The sequence below is a fragment of the Telluribacter humicola genome, assembly GCF_017355935.1.
In the GTDB taxonomy this organism is placed as follows: Bacteria; Bacteroidota; Bacteroidia; order Cytophagales; family Spirosomataceae; genus Telluribacter; species Telluribacter humicola.
In genome coordinates, this window is record NZ_JAFIQT010000001.1 from 257,764 (window position 1) to 278,588 (window position 20,825).

Annotated in this window: 17 protein-coding genes and 1 tRNA gene; 10 read left to right on the top strand and 8 right to left on the bottom strand. The window is 49.1% G+C overall.

What is annotated here, in order from left to right:
• Nucleotides 1-73: 73 nt before the first annotated feature.
• From lolB1 to JUB14_RS01125, 3 genes are all read right to left on the bottom strand, one after another.
• Entirely contained in the window at nt 74-934 is an 861-nt protein-coding gene (gene lolB1, locus JUB14_RS01115; protein ID WP_207503720.1) for a lipoprotein insertase outer membrane protein LolB1, read from the bottom strand.
• The gene (locus tag JUB14_RS01120; RefSeq protein ID WP_207503722.1) at nt 924-2,669 is read right to left on the bottom strand and encodes a tetratricopeptide repeat protein; all 1,746 of its coding nucleotides are present in this window, start codon (nt 2,667-2,669) and stop codon (nt 924-926) included. The genes lolB1 and JUB14_RS01120 overlap by 11 nt, the downstream gene beginning before the upstream one ends.
• Nucleotides 2,670-2,972: 303 nt before the next feature.
• The gene (locus JUB14_RS01125) at nt 2,973-3,614 is read right to left on the bottom strand and encodes an AlbA family DNA-binding domain-containing protein (RefSeq protein ID WP_207503724.1); all 642 of its coding nucleotides are present in this window, start codon (nt 3,612-3,614) and stop codon (nt 2,973-2,975) included.
• A gap of 191 nt (nt 3,615-3,805) precedes the next feature.
• Here JUB14_RS01125 and JUB14_RS01130 point away from each other — a divergent pair, with 191 nt between their 5' ends.
• Nucleotides 3,806-4,288, top strand: a complete 483-nt coding sequence (locus JUB14_RS01130) for a sterol desaturase family protein (protein WP_207503726.1) — start codon at nt 3,806-3,808, stop codon at nt 4,286-4,288.
• Between the two features lie 52 nt (nt 4,289-4,340).
• On the opposite strand, the gene JUB14_RS01135 is transcribed toward JUB14_RS01130, so the two are convergent.
• Nucleotides 4,341-4,562, bottom strand: coding sequence for a DUF2795 domain-containing protein (locus tag JUB14_RS01135; RefSeq protein ID WP_132122348.1), 222 nt, complete (start codon nt 4,560-4,562; stop codon nt 4,341-4,343).
• A gap of 326 nt (nt 4,563-4,888) precedes the next feature.
• Here JUB14_RS01135 and JUB14_RS01140 point away from each other — a divergent pair, with 326 nt between their 5' ends.
• From JUB14_RS01140 to JUB14_RS01155, 4 genes are all read left to right on the top strand, one after another.
• Nucleotides 4,889-5,632 (top strand): copper homeostasis protein CutC, encoded by a 744-nt coding sequence (locus JUB14_RS01140; protein WP_207503728.1) that lies wholly within the window; start codon nt 4,889-4,891, stop codon nt 5,630-5,632.
• Between the two features lie 36 nt (nt 5,633-5,668).
• Nucleotides 5,669-8,113: a penicillin acylase family protein gene (locus tag JUB14_RS01145; RefSeq protein ID WP_207503730.1), complete on the top strand. Its 2,445-nt coding sequence runs from the start codon at nt 5,669-5,671 to the stop codon at nt 8,111-8,113.
• A gap of 12 nt (nt 8,114-8,125) precedes the next feature.
• Nucleotides 8,126-8,485, top strand: a complete 360-nt coding sequence (locus JUB14_RS01150; protein WP_207503732.1) for a hypothetical protein — start codon at nt 8,126-8,128, stop codon at nt 8,483-8,485.
• A 124-nt stretch (nt 8,486-8,609) separates the two neighbouring features.
• A complete protein-coding gene (locus JUB14_RS01155; RefSeq protein ID WP_207503734.1) occupies nt 8,610-9,239 on the top strand; it encodes an OmpH/Skp family outer membrane protein in 630 nt (209 codons plus the stop codon).
• A gap of 133 nt (nt 9,240-9,372) precedes the next feature.
• Here the strand turns inward: JUB14_RS01155 and JUB14_RS01160 are convergent, their stop codons facing one another.
• From JUB14_RS01160 to JUB14_RS01175, 4 genes are all read right to left on the bottom strand, one after another.
• Complete coding sequence (locus tag JUB14_RS01160) at nt 9,373-10,125, bottom strand: succinate dehydrogenase/fumarate reductase iron-sulfur subunit (protein WP_207505902.1); 753 nt, start codon at nt 10,123-10,125, stop codon at nt 9,373-9,375.
• A 7-nt stretch (nt 10,126-10,132) separates the two neighbouring features.
• Entirely contained in the window at nt 10,133-11,536 is a 1,404-nt protein-coding gene (locus JUB14_RS01165) for a DUF8728 domain-containing protein (protein WP_207503736.1), read from the bottom strand.
• Between the two features lie 335 nt (nt 11,537-11,871).
• Nucleotides 11,872-13,860, bottom strand: a complete 1,989-nt coding sequence (locus JUB14_RS01170; protein ID WP_207503738.1) for a fumarate reductase/succinate dehydrogenase flavoprotein subunit — start codon at nt 13,858-13,860, stop codon at nt 11,872-11,874.
• Nucleotides 13,861-13,899: 39 nt separating this feature from the next.
• On the bottom strand, nt 13,900-14,691 hold the full coding sequence (locus JUB14_RS01175) for a succinate dehydrogenase cytochrome b subunit (protein WP_207503740.1): 792 nt from the start codon (nt 14,689-14,691) through the stop codon (nt 13,900-13,902).
• A 311-nt stretch (nt 14,692-15,002) separates the two neighbouring features.
• Between JUB14_RS01175 and JUB14_RS01180 the strand changes: the two genes are divergently transcribed.
• The 5 genes from JUB14_RS01180 (at nt 15,003) to JUB14_RS01200 (ending at nt 20,801) form a co-directional block, all read left to right on the top strand.
• Entirely contained in the window at nt 15,003-17,894 is a 2,892-nt protein-coding gene (locus JUB14_RS01180) for a T9SS type B sorting domain-containing protein (RefSeq protein WP_207503742.1), read from the top strand.
• Entirely contained in the window at nt 17,894-18,283 is a 390-nt protein-coding gene (locus JUB14_RS01185) for a thiol-disulfide oxidoreductase DCC family protein (RefSeq protein WP_207503744.1), read from the top strand. The genes JUB14_RS01180 and JUB14_RS01185 overlap by 1 nt, the downstream gene beginning before the upstream one ends.
• 103 nt (nt 18,284-18,386) lie before the next feature.
• Nucleotides 18,387-19,265, top strand: a complete 879-nt coding sequence (gene fabD / locus JUB14_RS01190; RefSeq protein WP_207503746.1) for an ACP S-malonyltransferase — start codon at nt 18,387-18,389, stop codon at nt 19,263-19,265.
• A gap of 67 nt (nt 19,266-19,332) precedes the next feature.
• Nucleotides 19,333-19,403 (top strand) — tRNA-Gln (locus tag JUB14_RS01195).
• A 126-nt stretch (nt 19,404-19,529) separates the two neighbouring features.
• Nucleotides 19,530-20,801: a tyrosine-type recombinase/integrase gene (locus JUB14_RS01200; RefSeq protein ID WP_207503748.1), complete on the top strand. Its 1,272-nt coding sequence runs from the start codon at nt 19,530-19,532 to the stop codon at nt 20,799-20,801.
• Nucleotides 20,802-20,825: the final 24 nt, after the last annotated feature.

Consider the following 20,825-nt stretch of genomic DNA (forward strand, 5'->3'; position numbering starts at 1 on the left):
GACCTCCTTCCTTCCCGCAAAGGTAAGCAGACTTAGGAGTTTAGCCCTAACCCATGCCTGATCAATCCCGTATTTACTGTTTTCTTTTATAGCTGGATGGGATACTAAACGGAAATCCGGGACTCGATTCTGTCAACTCTACCTTGTTATGTTTGATACGAATGACCGTTTGGTAATATTGCTGGTCCTGTGGCGACTTCACATCCAGGGTAATCAGGCTGGTGTACGGAAACAGGTAGTTACTCAGTTCCTGAAAGTCTTCGTAGTCCAGCGTTAGGGAGTTGCGGGAAGGCTGTTCAACAGCCTGAAGGCGCTTGAGTTTGCGGGTTTTCTCACCGATGTAGTTGTCAATCATGATACGGCCTTCCTTCTGGCGAAGCAGCAGGTAGTCTTTCTCACGGCGTATCTTCTGATCCGGCTCGCGCGGGAGTGGCAGGTTACCTATAATAAGTGACTGGATAAGCGGAAAGCTCAGCTCGAAGTTAAACTGCCGGCTGATCTGTGGATAGGTAAATACAAAATATTCCTTGTGGAATTTGTCAATAAATACAATCGAATCGGGGGTAATAAGGCCACGAGCTACCTCAAATCCGGCTCCGGTCACTGACAACCAGATCAGGCTGTCCTTCTTGACCCGGAGGTTGACGTTAGCGTTTTCAATATTCTGGGTGCGACTTTTGAAGGAAAACTTGGAACGAGCCAGCAGGTAGTCAAAGTTGATTTCTTCTACGTTGATAGTAACCTTGCTGCCTTCTTCTTCCGGCTGATTGGCGGCTATTGTGTCAGTACGGATAGAGTCCGCATTTGCTCCTTTGGTTGAGTCTGTTTTAATAAGTACTTCACTTTTTTGAGTGTTTTGGGTACGAGGCTTATGACAGGCCGTAAACAACAGGCAACCCAGTACTCCAAACCACCAGATAATTTTACTGTTCATGCAGTGTTCCGGTTGTGATTTTCTTATCAATCTGATCACTTGCTTCGCCCTTGGCTTTGGCTTTTTTCCAGTTTTCCACTGCTTTATCCCGCTCTCCTAGCTGGAATAGTACATCACCGTAGTGTTCCAAAATCGTACCGCTTACTTTCTCATTGAGCTGAATGGCTTTCTCCAGGTACTGCTTAGCTTTCTTATACTCTTTGCGGGTGTACAGGACCCAGGCATAGGTATCCAGAAAGGTGGCGTTGTTCTGATGGCGCTGTACCAGCCGCTCCGACATCTGTAGAGCCAGATCCAGTTTTTCTTTTCTCAGGGATAAGAAATAGCTGTAATTATTCAGGACGTGATCGTTATTAGGGTCCTCCTTCAGAGCCAAATCATACGAAGAGTCAGATTTGGAATGGTCGCCCAGACCATTGTAGGCATCACCCAACTGGGCATTGATGACAGGGATCATCTGCGGGTTGTTATTAATCAGCTTGCGGCTCTCTTCCAGAGCGGACACTGCTTTCTTAAAATTACGCTTGACCAGATGAGCGGACCCATTGGAATACCAGAACATACCCTGATTAGGGAACATTTCGAGAGCCTGCTCTGAGTGCACCAGCAGACTATCCACCTGGTTCAGTTCACCATCCAGCTGTAGTACCGCTCCCCATACTTCAAATACAGAACCGTCTATGCGGGCAGCGCGGCTGTACATGTTGCGGGCATCGGATTTGAGTCCCTGCTGCACCAGCAAGTCAGCGTACAGTACCAGGGCACGGGCCTCTCCGGAATGCGTCTCTACCAGTTGTTTGGCCAGCTGAAGGGCCTCCTCACGGTCTTTATCAGTTTTGAGCATGGTCAGGTAGCCCGACAAGACTCTTACCTTAGGCTCAGCGTCCAGATTAGGGTTTGAAAATACAATACGTAGCTCCTTGTTACACTTCTCCACATCTCCTTTTCTCCGATAGATGTCTGCTAACAGGACATGAGCCTGGGCTTCGTCCGGGTTGAGGCGCAGAGCTTCTTCGAGTGGAACTACCGCGTCATCTATGCGTTCGTTGGCGATCAATAGCTCCGCCAGTTCGATCCGGTACGACACCTCAGTGGCCTCGGCATTGATCAGCTTGCGGGCTTCTTCAATGGCCTTAGGGAGCTTGTTCTGACGTAGGTACAGCTGTTGTTTTTGATGGATGATCTCTTCTGTAACTCCGATCGACTTTTCCATCTGATCGTACGTAGCTATAGCTTTGTCAAACTGGTCACTGAATACATATACTGCAGCCAGCTCTATACCATATTGAATATTAGCGGGATCTTTCTTAAGTAAGGCTTCATAAATAGCGGCAGCTTCGTTGTACTTGCGCTGCTTGGCATAAATTTCGGCCAGTTGCTGCCCGTAGAACTTGTTGGTATTGTCGAGCTCGTAGGCCTTCTGGGATTGCTGTATGGCATCATTGAGCCGGTCCAGCTTCATAAGGGCTGTGGCGGCCATAAAGTAGCCGGCCGGGTCGCTGGGACTTTGCTTGATGAGTTTTTCGAAGACAGGAAGCGCACGGGCCGGTTCGTCCATCATCATATACTTCATACCTTCGGCCGTCAGGCTTTCTTCTTCCAGGCGGAAGCCTGCTACGCCGCCACTCTTTTCTTTGTCGCGGGCTTTAGAACGACGCTGAGCGAAGGCTTCGTCGGCACCGGATGCTACCAGTACGCCTACCAGCAGGGCTATTTTAAAATAATGTGTTCTCATGTCTGCTAATTATCATACCCGGCTACCCCTTGCTTAGCCTTCTGTACCAAACAAATATATACTCTTTAGGCGGCTTACGTAGAAGAACTACTCGTAGTATTGACTGATTTAACTACAAAAGTACCTTAATATTGTTTAATGGCAGCTACGAAACCGTAACCTCCCGGCTCTGAGTATCAGAACTTATTTATTGTATGAACGTTGGGAGCCCTGTTGTAGTGTATCGGACCGCACGATAGGAGGTGCTAAAAAAAAGGCCCGATAGCTCAGTAACAGAGGCTGTCGGGCGGGGTACTTAGTTCATTATAACATAGCCATTGTGAATCGATCTACCACTTCGTCAGGATGTACCTCCAGGACGTTGGCCAGTACGAGTAGTACCAGAGTCCGGGAGGCCATATTACGGGGTATACCGGCCGTGGAAGCAAAGGAGTCGACGGTCACACTCTTCTGTTTATCCAGGAGCTGCATAAGCATTTGTTCCTTTTCGCCGTACTGAAAGCGCACATCCCGTGCCTGCCGCGCACGACGCATGATTTCCCGCATTTCTTTGCTTGCCTGTACCGACCGGTCGGCTACGCGTACATAGGCGCGGCGCTTACCTTCTTCATCAATGACATAGTGGGGCTTATCGGGACTATGAGGGATATGAAAAATAAGTACTTCGCGTCCGTCAAGGAGCTGAACCCGCTCCATGCGATATCTGATCTCCGGGGTACAGTATTTCTCAATCGCCCGCACCAGTATGTACTCATCCTCATCGGCGTATTTTAACCCTTTGATGGTTTTATCATCCCCAACCCCGATGAGCAGCTTACCTCCTCCGGAGTTGGCAAATGCTACGACTTCACGAACAATACGCTCAGGATGGTTGGACTTCAGCTTGAACTCCAAACGGTCCCCCTCGCCTTGCCTGACTAACTCTTTAAGAGATCGTAAATCCATTGACTGATCGGAATTAAAATGAAGTCTGCGCTTTTTAAAGATAGGCAATTCCTTATTTCCCAAAAAGCGCTCATAGAAATATATTTTATTAACAATATTCGTACATAAATCGTTTTTTAAGGGCTGTTTGTATCCTCTGTACCTTCTATATTTCTTTTATATTAATTACTTATACCCTCTTACAATTCATTATGGAACTACTACTGAATATACTGCTCATGCTGGCCACATTCCTGCTGATGGAAGGCTTTGCTTGGTTTACTCATAAATATATTATGCACGGGGTTATGTGGAGCTGGCACCAGTCGCACCACGCCCCCCACAAGAGCTGGTGGGAGAAGAATGATCTGTTCAGCGTGATTTTTGGCTTTATAGCTACGGCTACCATTATAGTAGGGTCGGAGGTACCATCGCTGCGTCCTTTGCTGTGGATAGGCTTTGGGATTACCCTGTATGGGCTGTCGTATTTTATCTTTCATGACATACTGGTACACCGCCGGATCAGGGTTAGGTATAAGCCCAGGAGCCGGTACATGAAGCGGATCATAAAGGCGCACTACATTCATCATAAAGTACACATTCGTGACGGTGCAGAAGCTTTCGGATTTTTGTACGCGCCCCCGAAGTATGAGCAGCAGAAGCTTCATAAACAAGCAGGCGATGAGGGGGAGTAGACTGCACTACCCCATTAAAAAAAGAGCGGCACCGTCAGGTGCCGCTCTTTTTTTAATATTCATCTTCATTAAAGAAGAAATCTTCCTTAGTTGGATAATCAGGCCAGATTTCCTCGATGCTTTCATAAGGCTGCCCATCGTCTTCCAGTTCCTGTAGGTTTTCTACTACCTCCAATGGTGCTCCGGTACGAATGGCGAAGTCAATTAGCTCATCTTTGGTAGCTGGCCATGGTGCATCCTCAAGATACGATGCTAGTTCAAGTGTCCAGTACATAGTAATGTCTTTTCGATTAAATGATACGAAAAATTTTTGGAGTGCAAAAGTAAAAAAAAATGCTACTCTCGGTAATCTTAAACAAGAATTTATGAAAAAAATTTTTGCTTGTATAAAAAAAATTTCTATACCTCTGTAATTTATTGAAAGCTAAGAAATTACGCAAGGGGGTGAAAGCCTGTATCTCATAATTTTTCTTAGCATTTATATAGAGTTTCCCTGGTCCGGAATAGTATAGTTTGGGTATTTACCTACTAGAAGAGTATCCTGACCAAATTGTTTGCTAATTTTCCAATTTTATTGACGAAACCTTACTAGCCGGAACAATGACAATAGAAGTATGTGCCTATTCGCTGGAATCCTGCCTTAATGCCCAATTGGCCGGAGCCGGACGCGTAGAACTTTGTGGAGGACTGGGCGAAGGAGGAACCACGCCCAGTGCTGGTCTGATAGCCCTGGTGCGGGAGCATCTGAAGATATCCGTATACGTAATGATTCGTCCGCGCGGGGGAGATTTTGTATACGACGAGCAGGAACTGGCAGTGATGCGGCGGGACATAGATATAGCCCGTCGGCTGGGAGCCGATGGAGTAGTACTGGGCGTCCTGAAACCGGACGGGCGTGTTGATGTAGCGACTACCCGTGAGCTGGTATCGTTGGCAGCTCCTATGGGAGTGACCTTCCACCGGGCTTTTGATCTGACGCCTGATCCGCTGGAAGCCCTCGAAATGGTTATAGAAGCAGGAGCAGAGCGTATCCTGACGTCGGGACAGAAGCCAGCCGCTCCTCAGGGCTATAAGCTCCTGGGGGCTTTGGCCGAACAGGCCGATGGACGCATTGAAATCATGGCCGGAGGAGGCGTCAATGCTGAGAATGCTCCGTTGCTGGTATCGGCCGGAGTACATGCCCTGCACCTGACCGGGAAGGCATTTCGTCCGGGACAGCAGACGTATTTCCCGGAGGACATATCTATGGCCGGTGAGGTACCTGATGAGCGGAGTGTAATGTACACCGACCCCTTGCGTATCAAAGCCATTGTAGAAGCCGCCAGACGGATAGAATCTGAATGAAGATAGCTTTATAGTTCTTTTACCTTTAACCCTCTTATGAAAATAATAAAAGCCCTCCTGAGTATACTCATTGCAGCCGGCCTGGTATACGCGCTTAGTCGCTCCTGGGGACCGGTACCCGCTTTGGGGCCCTTCATTAGTCCCTATACCGGTTTCTGGCAGAATGGAGAATCACTACCCTCTGACGATACCACCCTGGTGGAGCTGAGGCTGGATAGTCTGCAGGATGAAGTAAGCATCCGCTACGACGACATCGGTGTTCCCCACATCTTTGCCAAGAATAATTACGATCTCTACTACGCTCAGGGCTATGTAACAGCCCGTGACCGCTTGTGGCAGATGGACCTGCAAACCCGTGCTGCGGCGGGCCGCTTATCGGAGGTACTGGGACCAGCCACGCTTGAGATGGATCGGCGCAACCGCCGCCTGGGACTAGGCTATGGCGCTGAGGCCAATCTGAAGGTTATACTAAGTCATCCCCAGTCGCGGGAGGCAATGCTGGCCTATACGGCGGGTGTTAATGAGTACATTCGCCAGCTGGACCCCAAGGATTACCCCGTAGAGTTCAAACTATTGGGGTACGCACCTGAGCCCTGGGCGCCTATCAAGTGTATGCTGATGCTGGAGCAAATGACCCAGACACTGGCGGGCGGAGCCGATGACCTCCGCATGACCAACATCCTGAAGACCTATGGGCAGTCGGAAGTGGAGGATTTATTCCCTAACTATCCTATGTTCCAGGAGAGCCCTATTATACCCGAAGGTACTCCCTGGGACTTCAAACCACTTCCTTTGCCTGCCGCACCTAAGCCGGACGCCCCCACTGATACAACTATTATTGTAGACAAATCACTTATATCCGAACCACCGGTTGAGGGTCTGGGCAGTAACAACTGGGTCATCGGGGCCGATAAGTCTATTACGGGCTATCCCATCCTGGCCAATGACCCGCACCTGGAGTTGACACTGCCTTCCATCTGGTATCAGGTGCAGCTGACCGGACCGGATGTCAATGTATATGGCGTATCACTACCGGGTATACCCAGCGTGATTATTGGTTTCAATAAAAATGTGGCCTGGGGAGTTACCAACGTAGATGCCGATGTGATGGACCTTTATGAGGTGAAGTTTAAGGATACGACCCGTGCGGCCTACTGGCACGACAACCAATGGAAAACGACCCGGAAGAGGGTGGAGGTAATAGGTGTAAAAGGACAAGCTGATGTACGTGAGGAGGTAGTGTATACCCACCACGGCCCCGTTACTTTCTATAAAGGCGAATACCACAAAGGGCCTACCATGGCCGTGAAGTGGATCGGTCACGAACCCGGTAACAGCTTCCTGACTTTCCATTCCCTCAATCGGGCTGCTAATTACGACGACTACCGGCAGGCGCTCACCCACTACGTAGGGCCTGCTCAGAACTTTGTCTTCGCGGATAACAGTAAAAATATCGCGATAACCGTCAATGGTAAGTTTCCTCTGAAGTGGAAGCAGCAGGGTAAGTTTTTGTTGGATGGCAGTAATCCTGCTCATGACTGGAAAGGCTGGATACCTATGGAGCAGAATCCGTACGTTAAGAATCCGGAAAGAGGATTTGTGAGCTCAGCCAATCAGTCGTCCGTGGATCCATCCTATCCGTACTACATCAACTGGCGTCAGGCCCCTTCGGAGCGTGGCGTTCGGATCAATGAGCGACTACAGGCTATGAACAACGCTACGGCGGATAGTCTGCGGATGCTTCAGAATGACAATCTCAATGTACTGGCTCGTAATATCCTGCCTGCACTCCTGACGCATGTGAAGGCCGTGCCGCTGAGCCCGGCGCAAAAGGCCGCGGTGAAGGTACTGGAGCAGTGGGACTATCAGAATAATCCTACGTCCATCGCGGCTTCTATTTTTGAGGAGTGGCATCCTACACTAGCCGATGCTATCTGGAAAGACGAGTTTACTTCGGATACGTTATTTATGCGCTATCCCAGCCGCGACCGTACCTTATATATGCTCCTGAATCAGCCGGACGCGCGCTGGTTTGACAACGTCAGGACTCCCGCCCACGAGACCATTCAGGACGTGGTAGTAGGGAGTTTTAAAGCTTCTATGGATACGCTTACTGTTCATCACGGACCTATGGGTACCAAGTGGCAGTGGGCGCTGGTAAAGGATACCGAAATACGCCACCTGACCCGCATGCTGAAGCCCTTCAACGCCGAACCCATCCGGAACGGAGGCGGAGGGAGCATCGTCAATGCGACCAGCAAGCACCATGGCCCCTCGTGGAGGATGGTGGTAGAGCTGGGCCCTCAGCCCAAGGCTTACGGTATCTATCCGGGCGGTCAGTCGGGTAACCCTGGTAGCCCTTACTACCTTAACCTGCTCGATACGTGGGAAAAAGGGGAGCTGAAAGAACTGGTGTACCTGCAGTCGCCGGATCAGAGCCACCCGCGTCTTACGTCTAAGGTAGTAATGAAGAAAAACTAAAACAGCAGACTCATGGAATTTCTAATCATACTTGTCGTTGCGGCTGTAGCACAGCTCTTCCTGCCCTGGTGGGTCATTGCCCTGGTACCTTTTCTGGTATGTATGTGGATGTCGAAGAATGGATGGAAAGCCTTCTTTCTGAGCTTTGCGGCCCTGTGTGTTGTGTGGGCGGCCTTTGCCTGGTACCTGCACGATCAAACCAACGGAGCCATGTCAGACCGCATCTCCCAGATCTTCTTTCTACCCAATGGATTAGCGCTGGTCGGAGTAGCCGGATTAGTAGGTGGACTGGTGGCAGGATTCGCGGGCGTCGCGGGCTATCATCTCCGGTCCATGTTCGTTCGGAAGAATGAACTGGTGTATCGCCGGTAGCTTTCAGAACAGCCTGTAAGTATCACAAAACCAAATTAATGCCGCACATATAGCCTGTGATACACAAATCATTATATTTGCGGCTCTTTAAAAGAACCTTTTACCCCAAAACAATTAAAGTATCGTGAACAATAACACTTCTCTCATCTGGAACATTGTGCTAACTGTGGCGTTGGCAGTGTTGTATTTTTTGCATTTTTCCGGAAGTAAGTCAGGATCAGCGGCTAGTGGTTCGCCGGAAGTCGGCGGCCGTCGTATCGTGTACGTACAGGTAGATTCACTTTTGACCAATTATGATTTCTTCAAGGAAACTAAGAAGGAACTGGAAAATAAGCGTTTCCAACTGGAAAACGATCTGACTACCAGAGGTCGTTCTCTCGAAAATGAAATTGCTTTCTTTCAGCAGAGAGCTCAGACCATGACCCTCGACCAGGCGCGTGCTACTGAACAACAGCTGATGAAGAAGCAGCAGGATCTGGTTCAGTACCGTGATCGCTCAGCCCAGCAGCTGGCTCAGCAGGAGGCTGACAAAAACGAGATGCTTTACAAGCAGATACAGGAATACATCAAAAAGTATAACGACGATAACAATTACGAGTACGTACTTGGCTATTCGCAGGGTGGTGGCATTCTTTATGCTGATACTACTCTGAACGTTACTCAAAAAATGATTGAAGGTCTTAATAAGGAGTATAGCGAGATTAGCAAGAAGAGTGGTACTACTGCTAAGAAAGACTCTACCAGCAAGAAGTAACAGAGGTTAGTTCTTCCAAGTCTGTAAATGTAAAAGGGCGGCCCAATGGCCGCCCTTTTACATTTAGGATATATTTCAGCTTTATACTGCTAGGATATATTTCAGCTTTATACTGCTAGGATATATTTCAGCTTTATACTGCGCTGGAAGTCATCTTAGCACCCAGGTACTCGCGGTTGGTACGTGCGATAGTATCCAGAGAAATCTCCTTCGGACACTCTGCCGAGCAGGCACCGGTATTGCTACAGGCACCGAATCCTTCGGAATCCATCTGAGCTACCATCTTCTCAGCTCTGATTTTACGCTCTGTCTGTCCCTGTGGCAGTAAGGCCAGCTGCGAAATCTTCGCTGATACAAATAGCATGGCGGAAGAGTTTTTACAAGCGGCTACACAGGCTCCACATCCAATACAAGACGCTGCCATGAAGGCATCATCAGCATTTTCTTTGCGAACAGGAATACTGTTGGCATCACGCGCATTACCGGTATTTACTGATACAAAACCACCGGAAGCAATGATCCGGTCAAAGGCTGTACGGTCTGTAACCAGGTCTTTAATAACCGGGAAAGCAACGGCACGCCAGGGCTCAATGGCAATGGTATCGCCACTCTTGAACGAGCGCATGTGTAGCTGGCAGGTAGCTACCCCTTTCAGAGGACCGTGAGGACGGCCATTGATATACATTGAGCAACTTCCGCAAATTCCTTCGCGACAATCATGATCAAAGGCAATGGGTTCTTTTCCTTCGTGAACGAGGCGTTCGTTGAGTACATCAAGCATTTCAAGGAACGACATATCCGGTGAAACGTCACTTACTTCATATGTAACAAAACCACCTTCGGTACTATTATTTCTTTGTCTCCATACATTCAGAGTCAGATGCATGTTAGCATTAGCGTCCATAAGCTATTTTTTTACTGTCAGTTTGATTTTTCTTGTATACTAAAAATTGGCTGTCGTATCTAAGGTACCCTCTCCCGTAGATAGGCAGACTTTCGATAGTGGGTTTACGGTCGATTGATCTGACCAGTGTGTAATTATGCGCAAATTGATCTGAATGTTCTTGTTTATTGGTCCTGAGCTCGCCAGGACGTACAATCACCCAATCAGGCTTGATGTGGTTGACTATTTCTATATAGGACTCAGATCCGAGGGTTTTACGTGCGTTAATTATAGTTTTGTTACCCAATCCAGGGTAGTCATACATAGTAAGGCCGGAGTAGTACCCTATATAGCCAAGCGGTTCCAGAAATACGGTTTCGTTAGTACTTTCGGCTTTCTCTTTCAGCCAAAGGCCTATTTCCTTCCGAATACCGTTCTCTATAAGCTGCTGCTGCATCTTCATTTGAGAAAGCCCGCCGGTATATACCCATACCTGCATGATAATAACTAGTCCCACTATAGCTCCTGGTGCCCATTGCCGAACCTGAATACTTGCCGAACTAGCCTTAGCTATCTGTGTGAGCAGGCTACCCAAAGCGATCAGGCTTACAATAGTTACGGCCGGAATATACCAGGGATATATAAAAGGCGAAAATACAATCAGATAAGAAGCTATGCAAAAGGCCGCAAAGGATAGAAAGCGGGCAGTAGCATTAACCTTCGGAACCATCCACAGCAGGACTACCACATACGATAGCCACTTCAGGGCAAGCATAAGTACTTCAGGCCAACCTCCTGTCTGATAATAGGTAGGAGCAAAGATCCAGATAAAAGGACCGTCGCCCGAAACTAATCCGGTAATTATGTACTGAGCGTAATTAAGACCCCGATCCAGAATATTACTAAAGGTTAGGGACCCCTTTGCCAGCACTGTGTTTGGAATGGGGTTTCCGTAGTAAGCCCAGGCAAATAGTATCCAGGGCACGTAGCAGATAACTCCGATTACACCGGCTCTAAAAAACGTAAATAGGTAAGGCAACGACCGGTTTCGGAACAAGAGGTACCCCAGCAGAATGGACCCGATATGTATAAAGGCATCCGGGCGGCTCCACATCAGGAAGGCCCAGATCAGACCAATACGCACCGGATTGAGCTCTTCATCACGGAGTAGCTCACGCACAAAAAGGCTAATTCCAAGTAGCATAAAGGCTGTTTCCATGCCATTGATGCTGAAGTCCATGCTTTTTTCGTCAAAAACAAAAACGATTGTAATCAGAAACGCCAGCCAGATAGGAGCCTTCAGCTTGTCAAAGAACAGGTTGAACAGGATTTTAGCGGTAACACCTATCAGGACAACATTAATAATGCGGAAAAGCCAGATTACAGCCTCATCATTCCAGGTGATATAGTACAACAATGCGGGGATTAAAGTCCCCAGTGGGGAAGTGAAAGAGTGGATTCTTTCACCCAAATTATAAGTAAAGCCGACCCCCTCTGCCAGATTCTTCGAAGCCCTGAATGTAATGTACCAATCTTCCCAGCGATGATCAGTATAAATAGCAAAAAGAAGAGCAGAGGCCATACCGAGGCCTAATGCTATCCAGGAGATAGATCTGTAAATGGACGGCGACATACTTATAAAATTAAAGTTAGAGTTGTACTTTACCTATAAATATGGGGAGTAAGCCTTTTGTTAAAACTGTGGGGCTTACTCCCCGGCTATCGCTGCTAGAAAAAAATGTACCAGCACTACTTGTAGCTACGCTGTGCAATCTTGATGTTTTCGTATTCAAGATCCTCCTTGTGGAGCTCCCACTGGCTTTCGCCCAGGTACTGCCATGCGGCTACATACATGTAATTTTCATCGTCACGGAGGGCTTCTCCGTCTTCAGTCTGGTACTCTTCGCGGAAGTGGCCCCCGCAGGACTCATTGCGGTTGAGCGCGTCAAGACACATCAGCTCGCCCAATTCAATAAAGTCAGCCACACGGCCTGCTCTATCCAACTCGGGGTTTAGCTCATTGGCTGTACCTACCACACGCAGGTCACTCCAGAACTCTTTGCGAAGTGCTCTGATCTCCTGAATAGCCTCCTGCAGACCCTTTGCGTTACGAGCCATACCGCACTTATCCCACATGATCTTACCCAAACGGCGGTGGAAATGCTCGGGGGACGTTTTGCCTTGAATAGAAAGCAGTTTTTCGATACGCTCCCTAACATCCCTTTCCGTTTGGTCAAAAGCTTCGTGGTTTGTAGAGATGTCACCTGAGCGAATCTCATTGGCCAGGTAGGCTCCGATTGTATAAGGAATCACAAAGTAGCCATCGGCAAGTCCCTGCATAAGTGCAGAAGCTCCCAGGCGGTTAGCGCCGTGATCAGAGAAGTTAGCCTCACCCAGAGCATACAGACCAGGTACAGTAGTCATAAGGTTATAATCAACCCAGATACCACCCATGGTATAGTGTACCGCCGGATAGATACGCATAGGTACCTCATAAGGATCTTCACCGGTGATCTGCTTGTACATATCAAACAGGTTACCGTATTTCTCTTTTACAACGGCCTTACCCATCACAGTGATCTGCTCGGGTGTAGCGTTGAAAAGGTTGTTTTTATTAGCTTCGCCTCTACCGTAGCGCTCAATAGCGGATGTGTAGTCCAGGTATACAGCCATCTTGGATGGACCTACTCCATAACCGGCATCACAACGCTCTTTGGCCGCCCGTGAGGCGATATCACGAGGTACCAGGTTACCGAAGGCCGGGTAACGACGCTCCAGGTAGTAGTCGCGCTCGTCTTCGGGTATTGCGCTTGGAATGCGATTGTCATTCTGCTTCTTAGGTACCCAGATACGTCCGTCGTTACGTAGTGACTCTGACATCAGGGTCAGCTTCGACTGGTGCTCACCAGATACCGGAATACAGGTAGGGTGGATCTGAGTGAAGCAAGGGTTACCAAAGAATGCTCCACGCTTGTGAGCTTTCCAGGCAGCCGTTACGTTGCTACCCATCGCGTTGGTAGAAAGGTAGAACACGTTACCGTATCCACCTGAGCAGATCAGTACGGCGTGGCCGGCGTGACGCTCAAGCTCACCAGTAACCATGTTACGGGCGATGATCCCGCGACATTTGCCATCGATCACTACTACATCCAGCATCTCGTGACGGCTGTACATCTTTACTGTACCCATACCTACCTGACGCTCCAGGGCGGAGTAGGCACCTAGTAGCAGCTGCTGACCGGTCTGACCGGCTGCGTAGAAAGTACGCTGTACCTGCACCCCACCGAACGAACGGTTAGACAGCAGTCCGCCGTACTCACGGGCAAAAGGCACACCCTGCGCCACACACTGGTCAATGATACTACCCGACACTTCGGCCAGACGGTATACATTGGATTCGCGTGAGCGGTAGTCACCCCCTTTTACGGTATCATAGAAAAGACGGTAGATGGAGTCACCGTCATTTTGATAGTTTTTAGCGGCATTGATCCCTCCCTGGGCTGCAATAGAGTGCGCCCGACGCGGAGAATCCTGAAAGCAGAAAGCTTTTACTTTATAGCCTAGCTCGGCCAGTGTAGCGGCGGCAGAGGCTCCTGCCAGTCCGGTACCCACTACAATTATTTCAAGTCTGCGCTTATTGGCAGGGTTAACCAGCGGTACAGAAGAACGATACCTGTTCCACTTATCTTCCAGTGGTCCAGCGGGAATCTTGGCATCCAAAAGTGGTGAAGTTGCCATATAGGATCTGTTTAATTAACTAATTGTGAATTAAAGCAATTACATTGCGTTCCGGAAGAATATATACACAGGCATAGCTGCAAATATTACCGGAATAAGGATTCCGAAAATCCAGAGGCCAATGCCCTGGATCAGCGGAGTGTACTTGGGGTGATTAAGACCAACCGTCTGGAAGGCGCTCCAGAAACCATGGGCCATGTGATAAGCCAGTGCTGCTACTCCGAGCAGATAGAAAAGTACTACCAGCGGATTAGAGAAGGTTCTTTCTACCCGGGAAAAGAGATCTTTTACAATGACAGTTTTGGCGGTACCCTCCTCATTCAGACTTTGCTCCATTTTAGTGCTTAGTCGGTAGTCTTCGGGCATTACCTCGGTGTTCAACAGGCGACCTTCGGTCAGATCTACAGTGTATCTCTTGTAGGGAACTTCTCCAAAATTGTAGGAGTACCAGAAATTAGCCATGTGCACCACGATAAACAAAAAGAGAACTGTTCCGAGAATAGCCATGTTACGGCTGGCCCAGCTGCTCTGGTTGTCAAATCTTTTGTAGCCAACGCTACCACGTGCCCGACGATTTACGTAAGCGAGGTACAAGCCATCGATAGCGTGTAGCAGAATCATTGCGTACAGCCCCCATGAAATAGTTTTGATGAATGGGTTAGTAGTCATAAACACGGTGTAGGAATTGAAAGCCAATCCCTCATCCGACTTAAATACCTGCAGGTTTCCGACCAGATGGACGATCAGGAAAGTGCAAAGAAAGAGGCCTGTAAGGGCCATAACGAGTTTCTTTCCAATAGAACTCGACAGCGTTTGTGTTAGCCACGACATAGCAAACAACTAGGGTTTATTTAGTGCGAAAAATGGTACAATTATAACCTTTCAAAGGTACGGGACAAACGTGATCGATACAATAAATCAGCCCCAAATTTGCTCAATTAGTGTTTATTTATAATAGTTTTAAGGATTAGTGGGTCTAACAGTTTGTATAAAATGTTTGTTTGGTTTGTACACAATCAAGAATAGAGGGAGTTAGGAACAGTGCTGTCTTACTTTTAGCTTTTGAAAACACATATATTTTACCTTATTTTTCGTTCAAGGTATATCCATAAAAACCTGTTATAAGCATTAATTCCTAATATATGCGCCAATCACTACAGTGTATATTCCTCTTTCTTTTACTTGCTGCACTTGCCCACGACGCCTCGGCTACCCACGTTCGGGCGGGTGAGATCACGGCCCGACGCATCTCCTCCAACTCCCTTACCTACGAAATCACCCTGACTGCCTACTTTGATATGCAGAATGGTAGACCTGCGGCTGATGCTCAGGTAGACGTAAGCTTCTACGTGGGAGATGTAGGACCCATCGTGGTGCCGCGTAAGCTGCCTATTGTAGATATTGGCAACAACACGACCCGCAACGAATATACTTTTGTTTATACTTTTCCGGCTCCGGGACGATTCGTCATTTCTACTGCTCTACAGAACCGGAACAATAACGTACTGAATATCTCGCCGCCACCTACCCAGGAGATCGACTTCTTTATCCGCTCTACGCTGGTTATCAATGCTGCCCTGGGACTTAACCGTACGCCCGTTCTGCTGAACCCGCCGATTGATCTGGCAGCGGTTGGACAGCGTTACATCCACAACCCCGGCGCTTTTGATGCTGATGGCGATAGTCTGGCTTACCGCCTGGTGACTCCTCAGCGCAGTGCTGCGGCTGGTCGTGGTCGTGATGTACAGTACGTAGACCCCAACAAGGTACAGCCCGAAGGACCTACCGAAAACGGTACCTTTCCTCCGACCTTCAGTATCAATGCCATAACGGGGGACCTGATCTGGGATGCGCCCGCCATACCAGGGTACTACAACGTAGCCTTTATTGTGGAGGAATGGCGCAACGGCGTTAAGATTGGTGAGATTGTACGCGAGATGCAGATCATTGTACTCGAGGTAAATAATGACCGGCCCCGACTGGACTCTATTCCGGACCTGTGCGTTGAAGCAGGTACAAACATCAGACAGACCATCACAGCTACGGATAAAAACGGAGACCGTCTGACGCTGACCTCTATCAGTGGAGTCTATCAGAATGCTCTGGTACCTGCACAGAATGGTAACTTTACCGTAGGTCAGCAGAATGCTCTGGGGCAGGTGACGGGGGTATTTAACTGGCAGACCGGCTGTAACCATATTCGACTGGAACCCTACGATGTACTTTTCAAAGTAGAGGATAATGCCGGACCTAATTTCCCCAACCCGTCGTTATTCAGAAAGCTGGTCGATATCAGAACCTTTAAAATACGGGTATACGGTCCAAAACCGCAGAACGTGCGGGCAGAACCGGCAGTGGATCCGTCCGGCCAGGCTTTCCGCGTCTCCTGGAGTTCGTACGAGTGTCAGATACCGGGGGCTCAGATCGTAGTCTATCGTCGGGAGGGCTGTTCCAACTACGAAGCTGATGCCTGTCAGCCGGGGCTGCCGGTAGGACTGGGGTATCAGGAAGTAGGCCGGGTCGCGGTGGGAGAAACCTCTTTTGTGGATAACAACAACGGCCAGGGACTACGACGGGGTATCAACTACAGTTACCGACTGGTAGTGGAGTTTCCGCGTCCGGGCGCTCTGCCTACCGAGCCTAACCGTCTGAACGGTGGTGGTACCAGCTTGCCTTCGTCGGAGTTTTGTCTGGATCTGCCTCAGATGATGCCGGTCATTACCAATGTGACAGTGGACTCAACCAGTCAGACTCGTGGTGTAGTTACCGTACGCTGGACTCGTCCTCTTGGAGTAGCACCAGGTACCCTCGAAGGTCCTTCACAGTACCGTCTGTTCCGGGCTACCGGTCTGAATGGAACTGACTTTACCCAGATAGCTACCATCAATACTAACCTGCAGCCGGGCGTGGCCGATACCGTATTTGTGGACAGAGGCCTTAATACAACCGCCAATGCCTATCGCTACCGTATCGACTACTACTTTACCAGCAACGGAAGCTTGGTAAAACTGGACGAAGCCGAACCGGCCAGCAGCGTGCGCCTGGAACAGCAAGGGTCGCCTACGCGTCAGGTACAGCTGGCATGGACAGCCAATGTACCCTGGGACAACACCAACCAGCGCCACCGGGTATACCGCGAAAGCCGTACGCAACCGGGCGTATTCAACCAGATCGCCGAGGTGCAGGTGCAGGGGCCGGAAACATTCACCTATACCGATGATGGTACGGATCGTTTCAGTGCCGACGGTACCCAGTCAGTGACTTTGTCTGCCGATTCAACCTACTGTTACCGCGTAGAGACGGTAGGCTCGTACAACAGTGCCCGTATCCGGCCTTCGCTGTTGTACAACTTCTCACAGATTATCTGTGTGAGCCCATTAGATACTACCAAACCGTGCCCGCCGGTATTGATGCTGGATACGCTGGATTGCTCGACGCTGACTCCGGATGCTTTCTGTAGCCAGACTACCTTCACCAATAACCTGTCGTGGACTTATCCGGCTCAGAATGCAGCGGGTGGAGATTGTGATCCTAACATAGTAGAGTACAAGATTTACTACGCGCGTTTTGAGGGAGAGGAGCCTAAGTACCTGGCTTCGGTACTGCCCCCACCAACGCCACCGGCTATGACTTATGCGCATACCAACCTCAGCTCATTTGCTGGCTGCTACTACGTAACAGCGGTGAATCGGTTCGGTAATGAGAGCGCGCCAAGTAACATAGTATGTAAGGACAACTGTCCTCAGTTTGCACTGCCAAACGTATTCACGCCTAACAACGACGGTAAGAACGATGTCTTCAAGCCATTGAACTGTCCCAGCTTTGTCGAGACGGTGGAGTTCAGGGTATTTAACCGCTGGGGCACCAAGGTATTCGAAACAACGGACGTAGGTGTTAACTGGAACGGAAAGAATAGCGCCGGGCAGGATCTGCCAGCGGGTCAGTACTATTACGAGGCAGTGGTACGCTTCGAGTCGGTGCGGCCCAATAGTGAGCCACTAATCCTAAAAGGTTGGGTACAACTACTGCGCTAATGAATATAGTATTCTTTGATGGTGTATGCAATCTGTGCAATGGAGCGGTCAATTTCCTGATCGACCATGACTCGAAGCAGCAGCTGAAATATGCCTCATTACAGTCCAAAGCGGGGCAGGCCGTGTTGCAAAAATACGGTCTGCCTCAGGATGAATATGAGAGTTTTCTGCTGCTAAAAGAAGACAAACTGTATCAGAAGTCTGATGCAGCGCTGGAGGTAGCGCGCTTGCTAGGGGGAGCATGGGCTGGTCTTTATGTATTCAAGCTAATACCTCGCTTTATAAGGGACGCTGTATATAACTGGGTCGCCAGTAACCGCTATCGGTGGTTCGGCAAAAATAGCTCGTGCCGTATACCTACACCTGAACTTCGGGAGCGGTTCGTTTAAGCCTATTTCATACTTTAAAGAGTTATCCTTTATTTTGCAGCCCGGCTCTAAAGAGCCGGGCTATTTTGTTGAAAGCAATCTGTTTAACTATTGATAGAAATTTATGAAAAAGGCGTACGTATTTCCGGGGCAGGGGTCACAGTTTAAAGGTATGGGAGCTGATCTGTACCAGTCATCTGAGAAGGCAAAAGCGTTGTTTGATCAGGCTAACCAGATCCTGGGCTTTGAAATTACCAGACCCATGTTCGAAGGAACAGACGAGGAGCTCAAGCAGACTAACGTAACCCAACCAGCTATATTTCTGCACTCCGTGGCACTGGCTATGGTATCCTCTGATTTTGCACCCGATATGGTAGCAGGTCACTCACTGGGCGAGTTCTCGGCGCTGGTAGCAGCGGGCGGTCTTTCCTTCGAAGATGGACTACGGCTGGTAGCGCAGCGTGCCGACGCTATGCAGAAGGCCTGTGAAGTACGTCCTTCTACAATGGCGGCTATTCTGGGTCTGGATGATAAAACGATTGAAGATATCTGTGCCTCTATTGAAGGAGAGGTAGTGGTGCCTGCCAACTACAACTGCCCAGGCCAGGTAGTAATATCAGGTACGGTAGAAGGAGTAAATCTGGCTTGCGAGAAGCTGAAAGCCGCCGGGGCCAAGCGTGCGCTGCTGCTGCCGGTAGGAGGTGCATTCCACTCGCCACTGATGCAGCCGGCGCGCGAGGAGCTAGCCCAGGCAATCGAAAGTACTACCTTCAGCTCTCCCCGTTGTCCTATTTATCAAAACGTCAATGCTATGCCTTCTACGGATGTAAATGCCATCAAGGCCAGCCTGATAGCTCAGCTGACCGCTCCGGTACGCTGGACCCAGTCGGTGGAGCAGATGGTGGCCGATGGAGCTACTGTATTCGTGGAGTGTGGTCCCGGGAAAGTACTGCAGGGGTTGGTCAAGAAGATCGCCGGTGGAGTAGAAGTAGCAAGTATTTAAATTTTTTTTCGATCAGGGCTTGACAGCTATTATTCCAAGCCGTACTTTTGCATCACAATTTCGGTTCTGGCCGATGGTGTAATGGTAACACAGGACATTTTGGTTGTCTTATTCAGGGTTCGAGTCCTTGTCGGCCAACAGAACAACAAGAAAACCCCGCATATGTAAAAATTTGCGGGGTTTTTTACTTCCCAATCACTTCCCAGAGGGTTCAAAAAGGCGGTTTTCTTCCCAATCTCTTCCCAATTTTTTTGGCATAAAACCATGAAAACATTCGTCGGATTACGCGTCAGAACGGACTATGTGAAGAAGAATGGACGCTCCCAGCTGTACCTGTCCATCGGAATCAATAAGGAATACGATAAACTGGATCTGGAATTAGACTGGCCGGCTGATCACGTCGATAAGGATAACAACCGGTTGTTGCCACTGGTAAAAGGAGATAAGGAGTGCAACGACAACAACCTGATCATCCGCAATGCCATGGGCCGGGTCAATGACATCTTCGTGGAGTATCGGTTGAAAGAAAAAGAACTCACGATGGGGGAGTTCTTCAAAATGTACCACGAGTACGAGAAACGAAAGGACTTCATTCTCTATATGGAGGCTAAGATCAAGGAGCGGTACAGCCGAAAGAAAATTTCAGATGGCACCCGCAAATCCCACGAAAACTCTCTGATCTGGCTCCGCAAGTTCAAAGCTGCCATTGCCTTCAAGGATCTGAACAAGAAATTCATAGAATCACTCGAAGCCTGGTTGCAGAAACAGGAAAATAGACGATCCAACAGTGCAGAAAAGCTTGACAAGAATACCATCGCCAACGTGATGAAGTACATTCGGGCGTACATCAACCTGGCCATAGACGACGATGACGTACCCATTGAGAATCCTTATAAAAAGGCTAAGGTGACCACCCATCAGGACGAAAAGCTCATTGAGCACCTGATGCCCACCGACGTGGCCATCCTGATGGACTACTACGAACAACAGCTGCCGATCGGCGAAAAGCTCACCCTGTGCCGGTTCTTGGTTGCCTGCTTGCTATCGCTCCGGATCTCTGATATTCTGAAACTGGATGCCGAGCGCGTGAATTATTATAAGATAGTAGGGAAGTTGATCTTCCACCCCAAAAAGCAGGTGCGAACGCGCAAGCTCAAAACTGTCTACGTGCACATCGACGAGACAGCCCAGTACTACCTTGATGAACTGGTCGAGCTGCTGTGGCAGGCCCGGAGCCAAGGGCTCAACATTTCAGAAAGCTACGGCCGCAAAACCCTTCGGAAGATTTCTCAGAAAACCGGTGTAAAAGTCTCCGGCTTTCATACCGGACGGCATACCTTCGCTACCAACTACCTGCGCGCCGGCGGTTGGGTGACCAACCTGCAGCACATCATGGGGCACACCAATATTAATACGACCATGAAGTACGTCCACATCGTGGAAGAAGACAACGAAGAGCACATGACCCAACTCTCACGCCTCTACAACAAATTTCGAAAAGGGGCCAATGCGTCAGATCCCAAGTCCAAATCATAATCCTATATATATCCAAAGCAAAGC